Here is a 22,382-nt window from a genome sequence, read left to right on the forward strand (position 1 = left end):
GCGTAATAATTCTGAGGGGTACAGTTAAACATCACGCCTATCAAGTTCTTCGAGAAAATGCTCGGATTCGTTTGACAGAGTTTCACTTTGACAATTTAACGTCTCCATTGAGTCATTAATCCCCGACATCGATCGACTAATGTTCTCTACATTTGAATTTATCTCTTCGGTAACAAGGCTTTGCTCTTCTGCAGCAGTTGCAATTTGAGTAACCATATCATTGGCTTGATGAATATCATCTGATATATGCCCCATCGCAAGCATTTGTGCATTAATTGCTGCAACAGCATTATCTACGTTTTGACCTACGACTTGCATCGCATCCTGAGAGCTTTTTGCATTGTAATTCAGCGTTTTGATTGTTGTTTGTATACGTTTAGTCGCATCTTGAGTGCGGCCCGCCAAATTTCTTACTTCGTCTGCTACAACTGAAAAACCTCTACCCTGTTCTCCGGCGCGAGCGGCTTCAATTGCTGCATTTAGTGCTAAAAGATTAGTTTGTTCAGAAATACTATCGATTATATTTGTCATCTCATTTATCTGTAATACACCATTATGAAGTTGTTCAATAAAGTGATTTGATGATTGAATATGTTCTGCATCACTTCTGGTGCCCGCCTCCATTTTCTTCATAGTAACACTGGTTACATTGGCTTTATGACTCACCTCTTGAGTATGGTTAGCGGCAAAACCTGCGTTTGATGCAATCTCCGTAACCGTTGCGGACATTTGAGTCATTGCGGAGACCAATTGTTCTAACTGCTGCTGCTGTGACTGAAATTCGTTAGTACAACGTACGCTAAGATCTCGTAGTTGTTTGATCGTAATATTGTAGGACTGAATAATAGATCGACTTTTTGAAAGAACTGATCGGTACTCGATACCAACTAAATCAATTTTGTCTGACATCTCACCCAGTTCTTTGCTAAGTTCAATGTCACTACGATCTACAGGGGTACCTATCCAGATAGTGCTCAATTGTTTTTGAACGTATTCAATTGAACTGTATATATTTCGATAGCTTTTATAACAGTAAAACAAAACAGAACCTGAAAGCAGGATGAAAATAGCGGCTCGGTAATAACGAATAAATTCTGTGCTGATACGGTTTTCTATCCAGTCTGTATACAACAGATTCGAGATTATTAGTGAACACAAAGGTATTAAAGTTAATATTAAGATTTGATTTTTAATCGACAAACTTCTTTTATTCATTGGGTTACTGACCATTGTCCTATATATAACCATACTCCCATTAAATGGATTATTTTGCCAAAGCATACATAAGAACCGTTATTTCATGAATGAGACATCCGCGTGATAAGAATCACTATGCGTTTTGGTTTTAACTTAGGTCAGGGTTACAGGTAACAGCATTGGGTAATGAATCGACAATAATTGGAATACAAAAGAGAAGATTAGCGAGATGTAAAGGCGGAGGGTTTGGATCTTCTTTATTACTTTGACCACAAGCGAATGGTCGTTTTTGTCGCTCCTTCGTGAACTGGCACGACAAGAGCGACAAAAGTATAACTGACGGTATTTAGGCTAACCATTCGATTAAAAACTGGTTATACGTTATTACTTGTTATCGTTACCGATAAACGCTTGTTCAATTCTTTCTAATTCCTGTTGTTCTTTAAGTTCTATTTCTTCCTGACGAACTCTCTTTCTCTCTTTTAGATCATTTTTTTCTGATTTGGTCAGAAACTTCACTGCTTTTTTGTTGGTAAGAGCATACAAGACAACATCTTCACCTTTATCCCTGCGTTCACTCACTCGTTGTGAAAAACGTTCGTTGTCTCGTGCTTTCCGCTGTTCAGCGTTTAACTTGCTCATTTCTGATATTCTCATTAGTTGTGTTTATTACGTTCAGCCAAAAAATGAGAGGTCATACACGCTCAAATCGCTGATAGGGAATCTTAGCACAATAACGTTAACTGGCGCATTGGATCTCATGCAACTCTTTAGTTCCATACTTTAAAGAATGTCGTGATTACCTTGTCGAAACGCCTTCAGAATAAACAAACTTGGCTGGATATTGTTTAATGCGTTTCAATATTGAGCTGTTTTTACTGTCGCATTGTGGTGCCAGAATATGGGTTTTAGTCAGGATACAAAAGTAGCTCGACATTTGACCAATTAAGTCTGTATAATCCGCGCCTGTTTTACCTACGCAACACTTAGCCTATACCGTGGTAACAATTTTTCGCTTAGGTTTTGATACATAACATATCCAGGATATTCCATTGATTTCTACCGCAAATATCACCATGCAATTTGGCCCTGCGCCATTGTTTGAAAACATCTCTGCTAAATTTGGCAACGGCAACCGTTACGGGTTAATCGGAGCAAACGGATGTGGTAAGTCAACCTTTATGAAGATCCTGAGTGGGGAACTAGCACCAACATCTGGCAATGTGTCCATTACCCCTGGTCAAAAAGTCGGAACCCTGAGTCAGGACCAATACGCTTTTGAAAAATACAGCGTTGTCGACGCCGTAATTCAAGGTGATGCAAAGCTATGGAAAATCAAACAAGAACGTGAACGTATCTATTCTCTGCCTGAAATGAGCGAAGAAGACGGAATGAAGGTTGCCGATCTTGAAAGCGAATTTGCAGAGATGGATGGCTACAGTGCGGAAAGTCGCGCTGGTGAAATATTGCTTGAAGCTGGAATAGAAGAAGAATATCACTTTGGATTAATGAGCCAACTTGCGCCAGGTTGGAAGCTCCGCGTTTTACTCGCACAATCTCTTTTTTCTAATCCAGACATATTATTGCTTGATGAGCCTACCAACAACTTGGATATCCATACCATTAATTGGTTAGCTGGTGAGCTAAACAAACGTAAGTGCACCATGATCATCATCTCCCATGACAGACACTTCTTGAACACTGTCTGTACTCATATGGCGGATATTGATTATGGCGAACTCAGAATATACCCAGGTAATTACGAGTATTTCCTTGATGCATCTGGTCTAATTCAAGAGCAATTGCTCGCGGGCAACGCAAAGAAAACGGCTGAAATAGCTGAACTCCAAGACTTTGTTAACCGATTTGGAGCCAACGCGTCTAAAGCTAAACAAGCGAGTTCACGCGCCAAAAAACTCGATAAAATTTCTTTAGATGAAGTGAAATCATCAAGTCGAATGACGCCTTCATTACGCTTTGACGAAAGCAAAAAAATGCACCGCCAAGCATTAATACTTGAAGACCTTAGCCATGGTTTTGACGATGAAATACTCTTTCATGGTGGCAATTTGATCCTTGAAGCAGGCGCAAAACTTGCTGTTATCGGTGAAAATGGTGTAGGTAAAACGACCCTACTTCGTTGCTTAGTCAACGAGTTATCGCATAATGAAGGCGTAGTTAAGTGGTCCGAAAATGCAGCGATCGGCTATTGCCCGCAAGACAGCACCAATGAATTTGACAATGGGTTTACGTTATTTGAATGGATGTCTCAATGGAGAACATCAAAACACAACGACTTGATGATTCGAGGCATGTTAGGACGCCTTTTATTTACTGAAGATGATATCAACAAGAAAGCGTGTAATTGCTCCGGTGGTGAAAAAAACCGCTTATTGTTTGGTAAATTAATGATGATGGACATCAACGTTCTTATTATGGACGAACCAACCAACCACATGGATATGGAAGCGATTGAAGCCCTTAACAATGCCCTTAAGCTGTTTGAAGGTACATTGATATTTGTTAGCCATGATAGAGAATTTGTCTCGTCACTTGCGACACACATCGTTGATATTAAAGACAAGCAACTCATAAACTTCCACGGAACGTTTAATGAATATATGTCAAACTAATTAACAACAATACCTAGTAGCGTAAACTACGAGATCCTGTTGTTGTTTATTCCGTGACAATCAATATTGAGAGCAGCCGATTTGGCTGCTCTTTTGCTTCATTTTCTACACGAACATTACCATGTTTTATGGTGCAACATGTTTACCCATGACGACATGTTCATCGTCCGTCCCTTGAGCAACCATTTCCCATCCGAGTTGAAAGTACAATTTAGGGACATTTGTGTAAACGTATAGCGTGGATTGTTCAAACTCAAACAGCACTTCCGTCGCACGATTAATCAGCCTCGATGCGAAACCACAACCTCTAAACTCAGGCTTTATCAACACAGCATTGATCCATATAACCTGCGACGTTCCATTTGGTTCCAAAAAACGTGTGAAAGCCAACCCGCCGACTAAAACCTCTTCTTCAATAGCCAAAATGGGTAACGGCAAAGGAAGACCATCTTGTTCAGAGGCAATTGGTTCTACATCATTCCATTCCAACTGATAGAAAGTAGTTAATTCTTTCAAAAAGCGTGAATGTACGATTAAGTCACTTTTTACAAGCATATTTCTTCTTCTTTCTTTTCATTACGGTTAATACCAATCTGGAAGATCAACTTAGCCGCAATATGGTCGTCATGGAGCCGACATCAATGGGTAAGAACGTCATTGCTAAGCTTGCAAGGATGAACTTTCATTCTTATTTAATCACTCTCATTGACATAATACTAGCGCCGCGCTTAAGGTTGTTAACCATACAGAGATACACTGTTAGTAAGAGGTAAGAACCTCATCTACCTGTTTGCATAAAACACAAGAGGCATTTGCTCTGCTCAACTAATCACTGAAATACATCTTGAGCCAAGTTTCATCGTGTCCTGTTATGCAACAACACATTACTTATTTTAAATGGGCATTATGAAAAAACTTACCATACTCGATGGTGGCATGGGTCGCGAACTTCAAGATATTGGCGCCCCTTTTTCGCAACCACTTTGGAGTGCTCAAGCGCTGATAGAGTCACCTGAATATGTAACAAAGGCCCATCAGAATTTTATTGATTCAGGTGCTGAGATAATCATCGCTAATAGCTATGCGTGTGTGCCATTTCATCTTGGTGAAGAACGTTTTCAAACCGACGGAGCAAGACTTGCTCGCCAAGCCGCTATGATCGCCGAAACCGTTGCTCTGAATAATAGCTCAGTATATGTAGCAGGGGCTATTCCTCCGCCACTCGGCAGCTATAGGCCTGACTTATTCCATGCCAGAGACGCGGAGATAATCATCACAACCCTTATAGAGGCTCAGGAACCCCATGTTGACCTATGGATAGCAGAAACCATCTCTAGTTTAGAGGAATTTGGAGTAATTAATTCTGCACTGAGAAACTCGACCAAAGAGTGCTACTACGCTTTTAGTTTAAGCGATAACCAATTAAATGAATCCAGATTACGATCAGGGCAGTCGGTAAAAATGGCCACGAAACTGGTCTGCCTTTCTGGCGCTAAAGGGATATTTTTCAATTGCTCAGTTCCAGAAGTGATGGAACAAGCAATAAAAGATGCAAAAGAAGTCATTGAACAGCTCCGAACGGATATTGAAATTGGTGTTTATGCCAATAACTTCCTGCCAATCAATTCCGATCACGAGGCCAATGATACGCTACATTCGATACGTAACCTTTCACCCGACGATTATTTGGTATACGCAAAGCGCTGGCATGCCCTTGGAGCGACTATCATTGGTGGTTGTTGTGGCATTGGTCCGTCTCATATTCGAACGTTGGCAGAATGGAAGAAAACCTTAAAATAGTTAGAAATAAGCAGCTTAATTTAAAATTAACGACATGAAATACGATTTATTTTTAAAAAATGCTTGACAATAATTCCAGATACTATAATATCCGCCGCAGCAAGAAAGAAAGCCTAGTTGTTTACATTCTCCATTTCGTTGTTAGATCCATAATACCTCGCTCTGTAGTTTTTAAGTTTTTAGTTTATTTCACGCTATTCACGCCCAATAGGGCAATATTAAATTTGAGATTACAGGATATTATTATGTCTAAAGTTAAAGGTACAGTTAAGTGGTTCAACGAAGCTAAAGGTTTCGGTTTCATCGAGCAAGAGTCTGGCCCAGATGTATTCGCTCACTTCAGCGCTATCGCTAGTGACGGCTTCAAAACTCTAGCTGAAGGCCAAAAAGTAGAATTTACTATCAGCCAAGGTCAAAAAGGCCCGAACGCTGAAAATATCACAGCTATCTAATAGCGATGATGTTTTAGTTCTATACGAGCTTGAATAAAATTTTAAAAAAGGCATATCTTCGGATATGCCCTTTTTTTGTCTTAATGAACAGTTCCAATATTCCCATACCTTCGAAAATCGAAAGAATCCAGACAAATTGACTATAAACTAATGTCTCTCGTCCCCACCATTAATCAGTTTCCTCGCGAACTCAACAATCAACATGTTAATTCCTCCTTTAATGCGCTTTCTGGTGTTATGAGTTGTCGGTATAAAGCATATGTGGCACAAAGAATTGCACTTTGGCTTAAAGTCATACATGGTCGTAGTAACCATTACGTCGATTTACCCAATCGTTAACTCAGCACGAAGGATACTATGACTATTTTTGTAAGCGAAATAGACAAAAAACTAATACGAATTGCAAAAGAAATGTTGACTGTATATTCACGACAACTCGTCGTTATCCATGGTGGTATTCTTGGCCTAGCGTTAGTGGCTGGTGCCGTCTATATAGGAGCGCTCTTCTCGTTTGAAAGTTATGGTATAGCCTTCTTTCTGAAAGGATTACTCACTATTGCATTGTTTTGTGTTGCCATAGGAGTCGCATCAAATTGGTTGGCACTACTTAACAAACCTAATCAACAGAAAAAAACATCCTTTTTAATTACTGGGTTTGACGTATTTAAATCACTTCCAAAAAAAATCATCGCCGTTTTGATTGCGGTGATTATAGTGATAGCATTTGCATTAGATACATTTTACGTTGTGCAACTACAAACATTAACGACCACAATGCCCACCAATCCAGCAATGCATATCATTGTTAGCTTTGCGGTTATATTAGGCATAACGATTTGTGCCAGCCTAACAGAACCGAAACTCGCGACGAAAGTGCGCTCATTACATAACAATAAATATTATCTAATATTTATTGCCAAAGCTTCAATCGTCACTACGGCCTTTTATTATTTAAGTTGTCTCGTTCTGGATTTTGGCTCTCTCAATATTGCTATCGCGTTCGGTAGTTTTTGGAGTGCTCTACTTCTCGCTCATATCGATGGTTACTCACCGACATCAGAAGATAAAGTTTCTCATTCTGTTGGTTAATATTTGAGAAGAGCAATGACGGGTTCACATTTTAGATCACAGATAAAAGTTGATCGTTGATTAGAACCCATACATTTCAAATAGAATTAGGCAAATTCTTTTTCTAGATAAGCAACGATATCAGATGACTCATACATCCACGTGATTTCCCCAACGTTGTCGATACGTAAACATGGCACTTTAAGTGCACCACCATTAGTTAATAGCGCCTCTCTGTGAGTTGGATTGTTTTTGGCATCTAAAAGATCAATGTTAACCGATTGACGTTTCATTGCTCGACGAACTTTTACGCAGAATGGGCAGGCTTCAAATTGATACAGACTCATTGAAGTTGCTCTGTTATCGACCTCTTGTTGTAACGCATCGCTACGTTTGATGCCTTTAGGGGCAAATATAAAATTCAATGTTAAAATTATTTTCCCTAAACACCAACGTACAAACTTCATAATTTCTCTTTCTGATTGGGTATAAATTAACAATAGTGTAACAGTGTTGCGTCCTCGGCAATAGACCTGTTAGGTGGGTTTATTGTTGTACCAGTAATTTTGTGTCCAAACGGTAAAAATACTTTGAAAGGGTTGGTCTTTAAACCAACCGAGGGATGATGTTCGGTTAGTACTGGGATGATGAATCAATAGAAAAGCTCGCGAAATATCGCGAGCTTTTTATTTCCACTTGTTAATTTCCTACTCCACCTACTTTCTCGGCCGGTGTTTCAGAGGTCACTGATGGCCATTCTTTGAATGTCGCTAAATGTTCACCTACTGCGGCTTGAGCAGGGCCAAACGCCCACATTTTCTGCCCCATCCATTTAACGTACATACCAGATTCTTCAGCTGCTCTTTCGTATGGGTCTCTTCTCAGGTTAAATAATAAGGGCGCATTTAGTTCTTCTTTTGCTCCACCCCAACCCTCATTTTGAACAACGAAATGCGCCTTCCAATCTCCAACACGAACTGCCTGTAGTTTATCTCTTTCGTAATAAAAGATTTCTTTGCGGCTCGATTCACCATCTTTGGTTAACATCTCCATTTGATTATAGCCGTCGAGATGTGCTTTATGCCCTTTGTAACCTTTCAATAACTGTTCTTTTACATCTGCGGGTCCACCAGCGGCTTGAACTAAAGTAGGCAGTAAGTCCATACCGTCAAACATGCCATTATTTACGGTATCTGCAGGTATTTTGTTAGGCCACTGAATAAGAAATGGTGCGCGTACGCCACCTTCCCACGTTGTACCTTTCTCACCATGGAATGGTGTCATCCCACCATCTGGCCATGTCATTATTTCAGGGCCATTGTCTGCCGTAAATACGATAATAGTGTTATCTGCGATCCCTAACTCTTCTATTTTCGCCAACATTTCCCCCACATGGTCATCGAGGTCTTTCATAACAACCTCCTGTAGACCCCAGCCATTCGTTCCGAGCATTTTCTCGTATTTCGGTGATAAATGGCTCCAAACATGTCCTCGAGATGGGCAATACCAAGTAAAAAATGGTTTATTAGCTTCTACTGCTCTTTCAATAAAGTTTATGGCGTGTTTGTTAACTTCATCATCCAACGTTTTCATGCGTTCGATAGAAAGCTTACCGTCATCTTTAATCGTTTGATTACCTTTACCATCAGACGTAACGTGTAACACGTTACGCGGCGCAAACTTTTGAAAATCTTCGTCTTTTGGCCAGTCGGGATCTTCCGTGTATTCCATTGCATTTAGGTGGTATAGCCATCCCCAATATTCATCAAATCCATGCATGGTTGGCAAGAACTCATCTCGATCCCCTAAATGGTTTTTACCAAACTGACCCGTTGTATAACCAAGATCTCGTAACATTTCAGGCAATGTCGGCGTATCTTGGTTCAGACCAACGGGACCACCGGGAAGGCCTACAGAATGCATTCCTGTTCTTACAGGTAACTGGCCTGTCAAAAATGCAGAACGTCCGGCAGTACAAGAAGGTTGAGCATAGTAATCGGTTAGCAGCATTCCTTTTTCAGCAATACTATCTATATTCGGCGTTTCACTACTCATGACTCCGTTGTGATATGCACTCAAATTGGAAATGCCGATATCATCCGTAAAGATGACAAATATATTGGGTTTATCTTGCGCAGCATTCACGAGTGCTGAAAATAAAAGCACATTGAAAAATGACAAAATTTGAAACATCCTTTTCATACCGTTTTCCTTACTTTTTCACTTTTTTTGATTAAGATAAAGCCCACGACCGCAAATCCAAATTCTAGAATCATATAGGCAAAGAGTAGCCAGTGAGGCATTCCATCTACAAACAGACTGTAAAGTCGTCCAGATGCTAAACCAAACATAAACACCGTTAGGCTATATAGCGCTGGTAACTCATATTTTTCACGAAAAGCACCAAGGATCCAAAACAGTACGAGCGCAAGATAAAGGCCCATAACACCACGAAAAATATGACTAACATTGACGGCAACTGCATCAATACCAAACAGAAAAGACAACGACCTGACGGGGTCCAAACCATAAGAAAGCGCAATGGGTGTTAGCCCTGCTGACGCTAGTAGCAAGAATGCTCTTTGTGTCTTCACTTTTTCATCCTTTAACTTTACTCTTGTTAAGTAAAAGCGTAGGACATATTTATTAAGATACAAATAGTTATTGTTATAATATCACTCTATAACACGAGTTAAATTGCTTCACCGTGCTCACTTACCATTCAGTTTTTTTAATAACATGGTCGTCACTTCTGGCGTGGCATATTGAGACAATTCATTTATACATTTATTGGCTTCCTGGCGAAGTAGCTTCGTTTTTCTATTCGTTACCAATAGATTGCATCTAGCGAATAGCTGCTGTGGATCACGACTGATATCGAATGCGCGTTTCAGAGCACTATTGGCCGTAGACACATTAAACGCCTCCATAGATAGCCCATATACATACCAGTATTGAGCGGTGTTGTTATCTCTTGTTGTAGCCAATTTAAAATACTTGGTCGCTTGCTCTTTCTTCCCTTGCCTCAATAAAGACAAACCCGCGCTGTATGTCAGTGAAGCGGAATTAGGTTGAGCCTCAATGCCATTTAGCAGCGTGTCAAAGGCCAATTTCTCTTTTCCTTGACTGCGATATAAATCGGCGAGATTAACATAACTATTAGGGAAATAAGGTTCAATATCTATTGCACCCAAGTAGGCATTAATGGCTTCATCATATCGCCGTTGAGAGCGGTACACATTTCCCAAATTCGTTCGAGCAAAGCCTCTGTCTGAATTTAACTCTTGAATTTGAATATAATCTAACAAGGGGTTAGCTACCCTCTCTTTTTCAAGAGGATTCATTTCACGCCAATATATCACTAATCCCCCTGCAGCTTCCGCACGCACAGAAAGTGAAACGTCATCAAGCAGTGGTTCTAAAACACGCCACCGTTCCCTAAAACTGAGTGAAGCAGAGCCCTTAATGGTTCCTATTCGAACCAATTCACTTTCGTTTTTTACCCCTTGGCGAAGCGCGTTTATGACCGTCTGCCCTTTTGATGAGCTAAGACGCTGAAGCGCTGAGCCACGTATAATATCGCTCTGTTTTGAATCTTGTGCGATATAGGAAAGCGCCTCAACAGCAGAACGATGATTTATATCTGCGGCATAAAACGCTACGGCGAAATGTGGTTGATTACGATAGACGGAGTTAGGAAACCATTGCTTGAGCATATTATCTGCCCAATCATTATCCTTATCTTCATGGCATGAACTACACACGTTAGGTGTACCTGATTGTTTGCTCAAGTCAGGTCTCGGAATCTGCCAGCTATGATCCCGTCTAAGATCCACTTGCATATACAGTGTCTCTGGCATGTGACAAGTGGTGCATTTGGATGCCTCGCTACCTTCACTATGGAAAGTATGATTATTAGGCATGTAACTCGATGGAAGGTGGCATTGGTTACACAATACTTCTTCTGGTAAAAGCAATTTCGTGGAGTGAGGGTCATGACAGTTGGAACAGCTTACCCCGTTGTCTGCCATTTTTGACTGCATAAAAGAGCCGTATACATAGTCTTCGTCATAAATCTGTCCATCATCATGGTAGAGCTCTGGAGTAATCAAGCTCACTCGATATTTATCTAAAAGTGTACCTTTCAAATACTCATCTTTCTCGGAAACCTGCATGCGACGACTGTGACATTGTGCACAGACGTCTATCTGGTCTGTGGGGGAAATCTGATGCGGTTGTAATGTCGACTGTCCCTCTTTAAATACCCAATTATCTACTGATTTTGACAAGTCTCGCCCAAATCCTACGTTGACTGTTTGGTCATGGGGATTTTCTTTCACTAACTCAATATGCTTACTTGCAGCGCCATGGCAAGCTTCGCATCCGACATTAATTTCCGACCAGCTAGTGTTGTACGTATTAAGAGAAGGGTCATAGTTTTTTTTCAAGTTTGTAGAATGACAATCTGCGCACATGAAGTTCCAATTTTGGCCTGTATTCATCCAATAGAACTCGTCGTTATTCTTCATCTTCGGATAAAGATGATACCAACGTTGTCCTCCTGCTGATTCAGGTCTTGTATCCCACGCAAAAGGAATGAGTTGAATGCGACCATCGTCAAACTCGACCATATATTGCTGCAATGGTTTATAACCAAACGTGTAACTAATTTTATAGTCTCGAAAGGCATTGTCTGACCCTTCAATATTGACCCAGTACTCTTTTCCTTTTCTAAAAAATCTATTCTCTTTGTCATCAAATTCAAAAACACTATTATCAAAATCACCGAGTACGCTCTGTTCATCAGCATGTTTCATTGCCATATCATGATCTGAACCTTTCCAAGCTTCAAATTCTATTTCATGACATTCAAGACAACTCGCACTACCAACAAATTCTGCTGTATTTGCAATCTTTGCATTAACGAGAAATACATTCAGAAAAAAAACGGTTACAGACATTCTTACCCATAGAGATAGTACCTTTGAAACAGTCATCGACTTATCCATAACAAACCTTGTTGATTCAAATATCATTCAAACACTAATTTTTCCGTATTAATCCTAAAGACTACAACACATCATCTAAAACATTACTTCATTACCTTAGCAAAAATACATCCGTAACAATGGAATTTAATTTAACCAATAACGGATAAAAACACTGTCAATATATAGTATTTAGGCGTTTTGTTGACACTGTTTATACGAATATTCTTAATAAAATTAGAGTCTTTAGTCTAATTGGCATTTAATTATATTAGTGCATATATTCTAAATATTGATCTGAATTATTTATCTGATAAATATACGATTCCTCCATGACAAATATCAATTCAAAGAACACAAGTGGTTGCTAATGTTAGCAACTATTATGCGTGAAAATTCAAAAAATAAACAATACGTATAGAAAGCATAATATAAGTATAAAAAACACACACAGAAAGTACAATAAATACAAATAGAGGTGAGTTATGTTTAAGAATCTAAGGCTAGGTTCAAAGATTGGATTGGGGTTCGGTATTGTTCTGTTATTATTGTCTGTGGTATTAACCACAAGCATTTTTGCATTACAAAAAGCGGATCATGGTATTTCCAACTATAGAGGACTCGCCCGCGAGACCAATCTAGCAGGGAAATTACAAGCCAATATGTTGATGGTACAGATGAATGTAAAAAATTTCTTGATCACTAAGGATAACAACGATTTAAATCAATATAACAATTATCTTGCGAAAATGAAGGTGTTTTTAAGTCAAGCCGGTCAGGAGGTCACAAACCCTGAGCGTGCGTCTCACATTTTAGAGGTGGATTCTTCCATCATCAATTACGAACAATCCTTTGAAGCGATAATAGATTTAATTCGTAAACACGATATAATTTATTCCACTGTTATCGTGCCTAAAGGCAACGAAATGCGATCGACTATCGAAGAGATCATCTCGATTGCTTACAAAGATGGTGATAATGAAGCGGTGTACCATGCCGGTCATGTCCAAGACAAAATGTTGGTTGGCCGCTTATATGTGATGAAGTATTTACAAACCAACAGCCGTGAAGACTTTGGTATTTCGATGCAGAACATGTCAAATGGCCTTTCAGACGAAATCCAAGATCTTAACGATAATCTCCAGAACGGTAATCTTAAAAGTCTATTGACCAAGTTTAAAGCGGCTCAATCAAGATACGTAGAAGCAATGAATGACATTGATAGTATTATTACCGAGCGCAATTTAGTAATTGAAGACTCACTCAATATAATTGGCCCTTCTATCGCGGCTATTATCGAAGACATAAAACTCTCGGTTATGAAAGATCAAGATACTCTTGGGCCAGCACTAAAAGAATCAACAGACAACAGTATTCAGATTACCGTTGTACTTTCAATATTAGCCATTACGCTAGGTATCGTTGCCGCCTACCTATTAACGGTAAATATAACCCGTCCTATACAAACTGCAGTTGACGCGGCCAATCAACTCTCTGACGGCGATCTGACAATTGACGTTGGCAAGGTGAGTAAAGACGAAACAGGACAGCTGTTGGACGCAATACAAAATACAGCCGACAACCTAAAACAAATGATGTCGACCATATCGATGGCAAGTGGCGAACTTGCTTCGGCTTCTGAAGAGTTAGCCGTCGTGACCGAACAGACGTCAGAAGGGATCATTCAACAAGAATCAGAAACCGATATGGTGGCCACTGCGATGCAACAAATGGCGGCGACAGTACACGATGTCGCTGATAACGCAGCAAATGCAGCCGCGGCTGCAAATAAAGCGGATATCGAATCGAAAGCTGGTTCTGCTGTTGTTGAACAAACGATTCATTCCATCAATTCCTTGTCACAAAGCGTAATGGACTCTTCTACGAAGTTGAATGATGTACAACAAGAAGTCACCAATATAAGTACGATTTTAGATGTTATTAAGAGTATAGCGGACCAAACAAACCTACTCGCGTTAAATGCCGCAATTGAAGCAGCAAGGGCCGGAGAGCAAGGTCGAGGTTTCGCTGTAGTAGCCGATGAAGTTCGTTCACTTGCGGCTCGGACTCAAGGTTCAACATCTGAGATTCAAACGCTTATTGAACAGCTTCAAGCGGGTACAGAAAGCACAGTGCAACAAATGAATCAAGGTAAAGTACAAGCTGAAGGCTGTGTTCAGAACGCGGTTAAGGCAAGTTCTGCACTTGGTGCCATTACCAATGCGATTAATGTAATTAACGATATGAATATGCAAATTGCCAGCGCCTCAGAGCAACAAAGCTCTGTTGCAGAGAACATTAACGAAAATGTTTTAAACGTGAAGCGTATTGCGGAAGAAAACTCAGTCGCTGCAAATCAGACACGAGGTTCAAGCACGGAAATAGCAAAGTTGGCGGAGCAACTCAATCAATTAGTGTCTCACTTTAAAGTATAGACATATAAAAAGAGGGGTTTTATACCCCTCTCCTCAACTTGATATTATTTCGCTTTTTTAATCGATCTCCCGGTGTATAATCGAGCCAACTAAGATTCCTATTTCCTGCTTAGAGCCCTGAATAACGTAAGGTTATTAGTAACGACAATGAAATATAAAAAAGATATTGATCCGCTCGCGAATTCCCAATTATTTGATGTCTTACAACAAGGGTTTCTCGCACCATCTACCTTACCGTCCGTTGCTCTAGAACTTGAGCGTATTGGTATCACCGCAGATAAAAACTCCACTCTGTTTTTCTCAATCGTTAATCAAAGTTCGAACGCCGTTGTTATTACAGATGTAGACAAAAACATTATCTATGTAAATAAAAAGTTTGAGCAGCTTAGTGGCTATAGTCTCGAAGATGTTATTGGTGAAAACCCACGTGTCCTAAAATCTAGTCAAACCTCGTCAGATACTTATAGAGATATGCACCTTACGTTACAGGCCGGCAATCAGTGGCGCGGCGTATTTATTAATGTGCACCGTAATGGAAATCAATATATAGAAGAAGCCGTTATATCCCCTATTTTGAACGATAAAGGAAGCGTCATTTGTTTCTTAGCAGAGAAAAAAGACATTACGGCCCAGAAATATGCCGAGGATAGGGTCAAAAAATTAACTCAGTTCGATAGTCTCACTGAACTGCCAAACCGCGCGTTTTTTATTGAAGAAGCTGAGTTTCTCGCCAGCGTAAAACCAACTGTCGACAATCATTTTTCAATACTATTTGCCGACATAGACCGGTTTAAAGAACTCAACGATACTCACGGACACCTTTGTGGTGATGGTGCGTTAAAAACGGTCGCCAGACGCTTAACAACGTTGTTGTCTGCTAACGATTTCTTAGCCCGAGTAGATGGCGATGAGTTTGTCATAATACATCGAAATGCGACCGAAAATAGCACCTCGACTTTGGCAAAGAAACTGATTGCATCCTTTTCCGAACCAATCGGAATCCAAGGTCGAGAACACTATTTGGGTGTGAGTATTGGCTCATCAACTTGGCCAATAGATGGCCACAATTTAGACGAGATATTGTCTCGGGCCGATTTGGCAATGCACAGAGCGAAGAGCACTCAGCAAAGTTATGCCTCGTACACACGAACGCTAGGTTACGAACACGACAGAGCAAAGACACTTTCTGTAAAACTAGCAAAGGCGATTGAAAACGCGCAATTTTTCTTGGTTTATCAACCAAAAATCGATCTCTCCACTAAGAGAGTTACGGGCCTAGAGGCTTTACTCCGTTGGAATGAACCAGAGCTAGGTTTTATCGGACCAATCGAGTTTATCCCTATAGCTGAAAAACATGGTTTGATTACTGACATAGGCCATTGGGTGATCGTCAATGCTTGTAAACAGATAAACGAGTGGCACGCAGAAGGATTAAAGTTCGAAGGAAGGATTTCAATAAATATCTCGGTTCAACAAATAGAACAACCTAATTTTTACGAGCGAACACTTGCAACAATGAACAGCGAACAGATATCGCCAACTCAGATCGAATTGGAAGTAACCGAATCTATATTGATAAAAAATCCTGAAAAAATCATGGCTATTTTAGGTCGTCTAGTTGAAGCTGGTTTTAGCATTGCTATCGACGACTTTGGAACTGGTTACTCTTCCTTTACTTACTTGAAAAAATTAAAGGCCAGTGTTTTGAAGATTGACCGCTCATTTGTTGCCAATGTCACCTCCAACCGCCAAGATCAGAGTATCGTTCAGTCTATAAACCATTTAGGCCATAATTTAGGCCTAACTGTGATAGCTGAAGGGGTCGAAACGATTGAACAATCGGATTACCTAGCCTCAATAGGCTGCGATATGGTTCAGGGTTTTTACTACTCAAAACCACTTCCAGCCAAAGGCGTGGTGCCATTTATAGAAGACAATCAAAATCGCATATAACGCTGTATTTGTCATTCTAAACCGATATGGTTTAGAACCGCGTAACTTTAGAATGGATCGATATTAAATCTAGCCCCTCTTGCTTCAGAAACCGTGCAATCCGTTGCGACCATCAGTTCAGCAAGTGTCGCGTTAGGGTTCTCTGTAATAAGTCTATGCAATTTATCCTGCTTAGACTCTGGAGGCGGTCCACATTCAAGCCGTTTTTTTTCAAGTTTTTCGATGATATAACGCATCTTATCAGGGTGTTTAGCTTTCAACTCTTCTAGAATTTTCTCAAGCTGGGTTAGATCAGCAATAAGCTGCCAGTTTCTTGAACGTCGAATTCGTTTAAGCACGCCCCCCTGCTCAATGACTAATTGTTTTGCCACTTTAACACTTACTCCACCAATGCGATGTATCAAGGATGGTAAGGGGGTCAGTATATTATCGTTCTCTTTCACAGGTCTCAGTGTCATTGCTAAACGTCCTGCTGATTCTAACAGGGTTGAATACTTACGACATGCCCCAATATATGGTACGTCCCGTTATTGCAAGTAGAGTTAAAAATAACGAGCTGATTTGCGCTAATATATTCAGAGTCTATTAGAGACTGTCATTAGTCTCAGCTCTATGATGAGGTGTGCGCCAGACTGTCCTCACAAAACGAAAAGCATTTTAAGTTGCTGTTTGGGGCAACAGGTCTTCAGTCTGGTGGTCTAACCGTTGTGTCATCTTTAATTCTCATTGCAAATTCTGATTATGTTCTTATTTCAAAAGATTTTTTATGGACTAAAATTGCCCACGCTATACGGGCTATCTTGTTGGCTAGTGCTACCACGGCCACGTTAAAAGGTTTTCGTTTCTTAAGCTCAATAAGCCATGAACCAAAATATTTTTCGACCGACTTATCTCTCCATAAAATTGACCTTGCGGCATGGATAAATAGCGTTCTCAGTTCTTTATTTCCTCGTTTTGATATCCCAAGTAGCGTTGACTTGCCACCCGTAGAATATTGAACAGGAACAAGCCCGATCCATGCAGCGAAATTTCGCCCGTTTTTGAAGTCATTTGGATTACCGACAGTTGATATACAAGCGCTAGCGATAACTGGGCCAATACCAGGAACAGTCTGTAATTGTTTTACTTGCTCATTGTCAGCGAGAATTCTCTCGACCTTGTCTGCTTGTGAGTCTATACGTTCATTGAGGTTCTGATAGTGTTCATGTAGCTCACTCAATTCAAAGATGATTAGAGGAGGAAGGTGTTGATTCTTATCTACCAACCACTGGAATAAACCTTTCATACTAGCGTGCCCTTTTGGCAAACTTATCCCGAACTCAAGAAGGATAGATCCTATTCGGTTCATACAAGCGGTGCGCTCTCTAATATATCCGCTGCGAATTTTCCGAATGGTAGATACCACTTGAGCTGATTCGGTTTTTGCTGAAGAAAACCTCATTGTTGGCCGTGAAGCTGCCTCTGCGATAGCATCAGCATCGATGAAATCATTTTTATTGGTTTTAACGTATGGCTTTACATATTGTGGAGGGATTAGCTTGGCTGTATGACCAAGTTCAGCGCACTTTCTAGCTAGCCAATGAGACCCGCCACACGACTCCATGGCTATAATTACAGGCTCATGGAAAGATAAGAACTCTAGTAATTTCTGGCGAGTAAGCTTTTTCTTAAATAATTGATGTCCAGCTTGGTCATGACCAACTAAATGAAAAGAGTTCTTACCTAGGTCGATTCCGATAATGTGTGAGTTATTCATGTGGCACTTTCCTTTAAAGACTAAACCAGTTCAAGTTTAGCTGAAGGGAGGGACGTACCATCTCATTAAATACCCAAACATTTCCACTTTGGTGCTTATGTCGATCTAGGTAACATTTTTTGTTGGATCAAAGCCAGTGTACTTACGCTAAACGGTATGCATGTCTATAAATTCAGCTTCTTAAGCAATACACCTTAGACAAATTCAGAGGAACCTTTTACATTACTATAAGAAAAGACTAAAAGGAGAGATGTAATGGACTATGAGCCACATGCACAATCTACACTTTCATCCCATAATTTCCCTATCGGCACTTATGTTTGTACAACGTGTAATATGACCGTTGATGTACATTCTGATAACCAAAAGCCACTTGTTTGTCCATGCTGCGAGCAGCCTGTATTTATTACCGCTGAAGAGCAAAGCTTACTGCGCGAACATAAGTAACTGACGGCAATTTATCGTTATTTTGGCGTTAATCTGTATCTACTCAGATGACAACACAAAGCCGAATTCAGTTAGCTTGCATAAATGACTTGATTCTAATTACCTAGATTAGCCTGCAGCCATTGGTTAAATTCATAGATCTTACGTGACGCGAGTTTATAGCTTGGTATGTGTACGTAGTAACCATAATTAGTTTTCATTGAAAGATTAAATGGATTAACTAACTGACCCTTTTCTAGCTGAGCATCGACCATAAAATCAGGAAGCAGAGCTAAACCAACGCCCTTTTTTACCGCTTCTAAGGACATGTAGAAATGCTCAAATGCAACACTGTGATAATTGAAGCTAAAATCGACCTCACGTTTCCTTTTGAACTGTTCCCACAAATGTGGCCTAGTCACATGAGGCAATAAGATAAGCCTTTGTAAATCATCGATTGTTTTGACGCCTTCGTTCTCTAATAACACAGGAGACGCGACCAATACTAGGTTTTCTTTTTGCAATAAAGTGGCGTTTTCGTAGTGCTTGGATATGGGTAAACAACGGACCATAATTTCTGTTTCCAAATCCATCTTTTTGACCATTCCATCACCGGTTTTAATTCTTACGCGAATATTTTTGTTCTTCTGATTGAACGATTCTATTTGAGGTATCAACCATAGGCTAGCAAAGGAAGGGGTCACATTAACGGTCAGTATTTCTTCCACTTGGTCGGTTTGAATTAGACTTGCGGTAGCGTATTGAATAATCTCTAATGCCTCGACTATTTTTGGCAGATAACGTTTACCTGCATTAGACAACTCGATACCATTTATGTGACGTTGGAAAAGCGGTTGACCTAGCTGCAGCTCTAGGCTCGAAATCTGCTTACTTACCGCGCCCTGCGTCACAGAGAGTTCATCTGCTGCCTTCGAAAAACTCATATTATTCGCCACTGCAATAAATGTTCTAAGCGCCTTTATTGAGGGCAGTTCATTTCCTTTTAGCATCGCTTTGCTTCGTCCATTATTCGCCGCTCTTAAGGTTATTCTTATTACACGTTGACTTCAAAGGCATTGTGTCAATTTCGCAATTTTTTTTCCGACTCAATGCGGTAGAATTAACGCAAATAATAGTAATGGGAAGATGTATGCGAATTATATCCTTTGAAGGTACCCCCTATGAACTTGGCTACAAACTAGGACAGGAAGGAAAGTCTATCTTTGCTGCCTACATAAAAAACAGTCTGTACTTTACTCAACTCCTGCCTTGGCGTGAAAGTGATTGGCTCTCTTCTGTAGACCAACAGATACAACAACACTTTCCTCGTATCTATAGAGAGCTACAAGGGTTAGCTGATGGCTGTCAGCAAGACTATAAAGACATCTTGTTATGGAACTGCCGTGGCGATTTACTACCAACTGGACCAGAAGGCTGTACCTCGATAGCTATCAAGAAAGCAGACAGGGTCATTGTCGCTCATAATGAAGATGGCGATCCAAACTTGCGAGGGCACTGCTTCTTATTAAACGCAACATTAGATAACAACGTACGCCTATTTTCATTTGCCTACCCTTGTTCTATTCCTGGGCATACTCTCTGTGCGAATAGCCATGGCTTAGTGTATACCGTGAATAATATTCGTTTGGTAGAACAAGGAACCGGACTACCAAGAATGGTGATATCTCGTGCATTGTTGGAGACCAAGAATTGCGATGAGTTCGTTTCCTTGCTTGAAAATCACCAGCGTTCAGGTGGGTTCCATTATACGGTTGCAGATACCGTATCGAAACAGCTTTTAAGCGTGGAGGCCCCTTTCCAATCTGTATCCGCGCAGAGAGTAGAATCCAAATGCGTTCATGCGAACCATTTGGTTCATAACCAGCTTGGTTCAATTAAACAGATCATCACCGAGTCTTCCCAATGCAGACAAAACCGGATGGAAGCGTTAGCTGAACACTACTCTGATTCGATAGATGAGCAACAATGTTTTCACATACTGCAGGATATCGAGATAGATGCGCTGCCGATTTTCAGAACCGAACTGGATGACCCAGATGAAGAAAATACACTCGCAACCGGTGTATTCACTTTACGTACTGAAGGCGTTGAAATAGTAGTCTATGGTATGGAAGATTTTAAGGATCCGTTGAGCCAGCGTTTTTCATTAAGCTAATATACCCTTACATTAAGAGTAACCGTAGGCTCCGTTATTAGGTGTCGATTGGTCTAACAAGCAAGCCAATCGATACCTTAATCTCTAATTTTGGTTATGGTTGTACTCTGAATAATCTGTCAATCCGTGTTCTGAACCACCAAACAGTGTGTTAGGGTTGTGAAGCGTTAATGGATAACCATTCTTAATACGACGGGGAAAATCTGGGTTAGCGATAAATGGGCGGCCAAAGCCAACCATATCTGTCACACCTTCTTCGATGGCCTGCGCACCCTTCTCGTCATTATAGCGACCCGCGTAAATGAGTACGCCTTTATACGCTTCACGAACCGCCGTTTTAAACTCCTTTGGGGTCTCGGGCGCATCATCCCAATCCACTTCTGCGATATGGATATAGACAACGTTTAGCGTATCAAGTAATCCCACCGCCGCCGTGTAAGTTTCAACTGGTGTCGCGTCCACTGTGCCGTTCAGAGAGGTAAAAGGCGCGAGTCGAACACCAACCCGATCAGCACCAATAACGTCTGTCATTGCACTAACCACTTCACTAAGAATACGTAGGCGATTTTCAATAGAGCCACCATATTCATCCACTCGAGTATTTGCCTCAGAATCAATAAACTGGTTTATCAAATAACCGTTTGCAGCGTGCAATTCAATTCCATCAAAACCCGCTTCTAATGCATTTAATGCCGCTTGACGATATTCACCAACAACATGTTTAATATCTGCTTTCGTCATTGCTCTTGGTTCTACCACGTCAACAAAGCCGGGCTCATCCGTACCATTATCAATAAATACCTTCACATTTTCTGCTGTAAGTGCAGAGGAAGAAAGTGGTTGTTCACCACCTATATTATCAGGATGGCTCACTCTGCCAACATGCCAGAGCTGGGCGAAAATTGTACCGCCTTCGGCATGAACAGCGTCGGTTGTTTTCTTCCACCCTCTAATTTGCTCTGGAGTATAGATTCCGGGAGTCCAAGCATAACCTTGACCCATTGCAGAGATTTGTGTGCCTTCCGTGACAATCAGACCGGCCGATGCTCTTTGTGCGTAATATTTCGCCATCATCTGGTTAGCAACGTTACCTGGTTGGCTGGCACGCGAACGGGTCATCGGAGGCATGACGATACGGCTTTTAAGTGAAAGTTTACCGAGTTTTATTGGTTGGAATAGTGCGTTGCTCATTTTGTCATTCCTGTAGATTAGCGAACTTGAGTTATTTCAGTAGGTCAAGTGTACTGCCAACCAATACCAACATGAAATTATCAAATATTATGTATTCAATAATTTGACGTTATAATATGGTGGCATTGATACGCGGATACTTCGATGGGGAGACAAGAACAAACTAGGCCTATTATGACTAGGCGGTGTAAGAAAACATAGATAACAATGTGTCAAATGAATAAAAACGGTAGTGCCAGCAGACAGGAAAACAATTAGTTAACAAATTAACTACATTTAAATCACAAAACCAAAGTCTATAGGTATA

19 protein-coding genes are annotated in these 22,382 nt (G+C 40.6%); 8 read left to right on the forward strand and 11 right to left on the reverse strand.

Annotated elements, in window-relative coordinates; all coding sequences use genetic code 11:
- Nucleotides 1-24 precede the first annotated feature (24 nt).
- Both L3V77_RS09245 and L3V77_RS09250 read right to left on the reverse strand, forming a co-directional pair.
- Nucleotides 25-1,215: a methyl-accepting chemotaxis protein gene (locus tag L3V77_RS09245; protein WP_275133877.1), complete on the reverse strand. Its 1,191-nt coding sequence runs from the start codon at nt 1,213-1,215 to the stop codon at nt 25-27.
- Between the two features lie 366 nt (nt 1,216-1,581).
- Entirely contained in the window at nt 1,582-1,839 is a 258-nt protein-coding gene (locus tag L3V77_RS09250; protein WP_275133878.1) for a DNA polymerase III subunit epsilon, read from the reverse strand.
- A gap of 434 nt (nt 1,840-2,273) precedes the next feature.
- Between L3V77_RS09250 and L3V77_RS09255 the strand changes: the two genes are divergently transcribed.
- Nucleotides 2,274-3,830 (forward strand): ABC-F family ATPase, encoded by a 1,557-nt coding sequence (locus L3V77_RS09255; protein ID WP_275136738.1) that lies wholly within the window; start codon nt 2,274-2,276, stop codon nt 3,828-3,830.
- A gap of 126 nt (nt 3,831-3,956) precedes the next feature.
- On the opposite strand, the gene L3V77_RS09260 is transcribed toward L3V77_RS09255, so the two are convergent.
- A complete protein-coding gene (locus L3V77_RS09260) occupies nt 3,957-4,385 on the reverse strand; it encodes a GNAT family N-acetyltransferase (protein WP_275133879.1) in 429 nt (142 codons plus the stop codon).
- 351 nt (nt 4,386-4,736) lie between these two features.
- On the opposite strand from L3V77_RS09260, the gene L3V77_RS09265 reads away from it, so the two are divergent.
- The 3 genes from L3V77_RS09265 to L3V77_RS09275 all read left to right on the forward strand — a co-directional run bounded on the left by L3V77_RS09265 (nt 4,737) and on the right by L3V77_RS09275 (nt 7,171).
- Entirely contained in the window at nt 4,737-5,630 is an 894-nt protein-coding gene (locus L3V77_RS09265; protein WP_275133880.1) for a homocysteine S-methyltransferase family protein, read from the forward strand.
- A 242-nt stretch (nt 5,631-5,872) separates the two neighbouring features.
- Nucleotides 5,873-6,082, forward strand: a complete 210-nt coding sequence (locus tag L3V77_RS09270; RefSeq protein WP_269213777.1) for a cold-shock protein — start codon at nt 5,873-5,875, stop codon at nt 6,080-6,082.
- 357 nt (nt 6,083-6,439) lie between these two features.
- Nucleotides 6,440-7,171 (forward strand): hypothetical protein, encoded by a 732-nt coding sequence (locus tag L3V77_RS09275; RefSeq protein ID WP_275133881.1) that lies wholly within the window; start codon nt 6,440-6,442, stop codon nt 7,169-7,171.
- An 86-nt stretch (nt 7,172-7,257) separates the two neighbouring features.
- On the opposite strand, the gene L3V77_RS09280 is transcribed toward L3V77_RS09275, so the two are convergent.
- The 4 genes from L3V77_RS09280 to L3V77_RS09295 form a co-directional block, all read right to left on the reverse strand.
- Nucleotides 7,258-7,617: a glutaredoxin domain-containing protein gene (locus L3V77_RS09280; protein ID WP_275133882.1), complete on the reverse strand. Its 360-nt coding sequence runs from the start codon at nt 7,615-7,617 to the stop codon at nt 7,258-7,260.
- 232 nt (nt 7,618-7,849) lie between these two features.
- Nucleotides 7,850-9,352, reverse strand: a complete 1,503-nt coding sequence (locus L3V77_RS09285; protein WP_275133883.1) for an arylsulfatase — start codon at nt 9,350-9,352, stop codon at nt 7,850-7,852.
- A complete protein-coding gene (locus L3V77_RS09290; RefSeq protein ID WP_275133884.1) occupies nt 9,349-9,744 on the reverse strand; it encodes a DUF4345 domain-containing protein in 396 nt (131 codons plus the stop codon). The genes L3V77_RS09285 and L3V77_RS09290 overlap by 4 nt, the downstream gene beginning before the upstream one ends.
- A 117-nt stretch (nt 9,745-9,861) precedes the next feature.
- On the reverse strand, nt 9,862-12,147 hold the full coding sequence (locus L3V77_RS09295) for a multiheme c-type cytochrome (RefSeq protein ID WP_275133885.1): 2,286 nt from the start codon (nt 12,145-12,147) through the stop codon (nt 9,862-9,864).
- Nucleotides 12,148-12,623: 476 nt separating this feature from the next.
- On the opposite strand from L3V77_RS09295, the gene L3V77_RS09300 reads away from it, so the two are divergent.
- Nucleotides 12,624-14,573, forward strand: coding sequence for a methyl-accepting chemotaxis protein (locus L3V77_RS09300; RefSeq protein WP_275133886.1), 1,950 nt, complete (start codon nt 12,624-12,626; stop codon nt 14,571-14,573).
- 147 nt (nt 14,574-14,720) lie between these two features.
- Complete coding sequence (locus L3V77_RS09305) at nt 14,721-16,526, forward strand: GGDEF domain-containing phosphodiesterase (protein WP_275133887.1); 1,806 nt, start codon at nt 14,721-14,723, stop codon at nt 16,524-16,526.
- 47 nt (nt 16,527-16,573) lie between these two features.
- Here the strand turns inward: L3V77_RS09305 and L3V77_RS09310 are convergent, their stop codons facing one another.
- Together L3V77_RS09310 and L3V77_RS09315 are read right to left on the reverse strand one after the other, a co-directional pair.
- Nucleotides 16,574-16,984, reverse strand: a complete 411-nt coding sequence (locus tag L3V77_RS09310) for a ribosome recycling factor family protein (RefSeq protein ID WP_275133888.1) — start codon at nt 16,982-16,984, stop codon at nt 16,574-16,576.
- Nucleotides 16,985-17,265: 281 nt separating this feature from the next.
- Nucleotides 17,266-18,282 carry an IS110 family transposase gene (locus L3V77_RS09315; protein ID WP_275133889.1) on the reverse strand — a complete coding sequence of 339 codons (1,017 nt, stop codon included), beginning with the start codon at nt 18,280-18,282 and terminating at the stop codon, nt 17,266-17,268.
- 255 nt (nt 18,283-18,537) lie between these two features.
- On the opposite strand from L3V77_RS09315, the gene L3V77_RS09320 reads away from it, so the two are divergent.
- Nucleotides 18,538-18,729 carry a hypothetical protein gene (locus L3V77_RS09320; protein WP_275133890.1) on the forward strand — a complete coding sequence of 64 codons (192 nt, stop codon included), beginning with the start codon at nt 18,538-18,540 and terminating at the stop codon, nt 18,727-18,729.
- 95 nt (nt 18,730-18,824) lie between these two features.
- Here L3V77_RS09320 and L3V77_RS09325 read toward each other — a convergent pair whose 3' ends face one another.
- A complete protein-coding gene (locus L3V77_RS09325; protein WP_275133891.1) occupies nt 18,825-19,718 on the reverse strand; it encodes a LysR substrate-binding domain-containing protein in 894 nt (297 codons plus the stop codon).
- A gap of 140 nt (nt 19,719-19,858) precedes the next feature.
- Here L3V77_RS09325 and L3V77_RS09330 point away from each other — a divergent pair, with 140 nt between their 5' ends.
- Nucleotides 19,859-20,884: a C45 family peptidase gene (locus L3V77_RS09330; protein ID WP_275133892.1), complete on the forward strand. Its 1,026-nt coding sequence runs from the start codon at nt 19,859-19,861 to the stop codon at nt 20,882-20,884.
- A gap of 84 nt (nt 20,885-20,968) precedes the next feature.
- Here L3V77_RS09330 and L3V77_RS09335 read toward each other — a convergent pair whose 3' ends face one another.
- Complete coding sequence (locus L3V77_RS09335; RefSeq protein WP_275133893.1) at nt 20,969-22,075, reverse strand: alkene reductase; 1,107 nt, start codon at nt 22,073-22,075, stop codon at nt 20,969-20,971.
- Nucleotides 22,076-22,382 lie beyond the last annotated feature (307 nt).

Source organism: Vibrio sp. DW001, from assembly GCF_029016285.1.
Taxonomy (GTDB): domain Bacteria; phylum Pseudomonadota; class Gammaproteobacteria; order Enterobacterales; family Vibrionaceae; genus Vibrio.

Excerpts from the sequence above, each read along its gene's own strand:
- L3V77_RS09295 (WP_275133885.1), bottom strand. The coding sequence starts at position 12,147 with ATGACTGTTTCAAAGGTACTATCTCTATGGGTAAGAATGTCTGTAACC.
- L3V77_RS09260 (WP_275133879.1), bottom strand. The coding sequence starts at position 4,385 with ATGCTTGTAAAAAGTGACTTAATCGTACATTCACGCTTTTTGAAAGAA.
- L3V77_RS09320 (WP_275133890.1), top strand. The coding sequence starts at position 18,538 with ATGGACTATGAGCCACATGCACAATCTACACTTTCATCCCATAATTTC.
- L3V77_RS09300 (WP_275133886.1), top strand. The coding sequence starts at position 12,624 with ATGTTTAAGAATCTAAGGCTAGGTTCAAAGATTGGATTGGGGTTCGGT.
- L3V77_RS09305 (WP_275133887.1), top strand. The coding sequence starts at position 14,721 with ATGAAATATAAAAAAGATATTGATCCGCTCGCGAATTCCCAATTATTT.
- L3V77_RS09330 (WP_275133892.1), top strand. The coding sequence starts at position 19,859 with ATGCGAATTATATCCTTTGAAGGTACCCCCTATGAACTTGGCTACAAA.
- L3V77_RS09310 (WP_275133888.1), bottom strand. The coding sequence starts at position 16,984 with ATGACACTGAGACCTGTGAAAGAGAACGATAATATACTGACCCCCTTA.
- L3V77_RS09255 (WP_275136738.1), top strand. The coding sequence starts at position 2,274 with ATGCAATTTGGCCCTGCGCCATTGTTTGAAAACATCTCTGCTAAATTT.
- L3V77_RS09245 (WP_275133877.1), bottom strand. The coding sequence starts at position 1,215 with ATGAATAAAAGAAGTTTGTCGATTAAAAATCAAATCTTAATATTAACT.
- L3V77_RS09335 (WP_275133893.1), bottom strand. The coding sequence starts at position 22,075 with ATGAGCAACGCACTATTCCAACCAATAAAACTCGGTAAACTTTCACTT.
- L3V77_RS09325 (WP_275133891.1), bottom strand. The coding sequence starts at position 19,718 with ATGCTAAAAGGAAATGAACTGCCCTCAATAAAGGCGCTTAGAACATTT.
- L3V77_RS09285 (WP_275133883.1), bottom strand. The coding sequence starts at position 9,352 with ATGAAAAGGATGTTTCAAATTTTGTCATTTTTCAATGTGCTTTTATTT.
- L3V77_RS09275 (WP_275133881.1), top strand. The coding sequence starts at position 6,440 with ATGACTATTTTTGTAAGCGAAATAGACAAAAAACTAATACGAATTGCA.
- L3V77_RS09315 (WP_275133889.1), bottom strand. The coding sequence starts at position 18,282 with ATGAATAACTCACACATTATCGGAATCGACCTAGGTAAGAACTCTTTT.
- L3V77_RS09250 (WP_275133878.1), bottom strand. The coding sequence starts at position 1,839 with ATGAGCAAGTTAAACGCTGAACAGCGGAAAGCACGAGACAACGAACGT.
- L3V77_RS09265 (WP_275133880.1), top strand. The coding sequence starts at position 4,737 with ATGAAAAAACTTACCATACTCGATGGTGGCATGGGTCGCGAACTTCAA.
- L3V77_RS09280 (WP_275133882.1), bottom strand. The coding sequence starts at position 7,617 with ATGAAGTTTGTACGTTGGTGTTTAGGGAAAATAATTTTAACATTGAAT.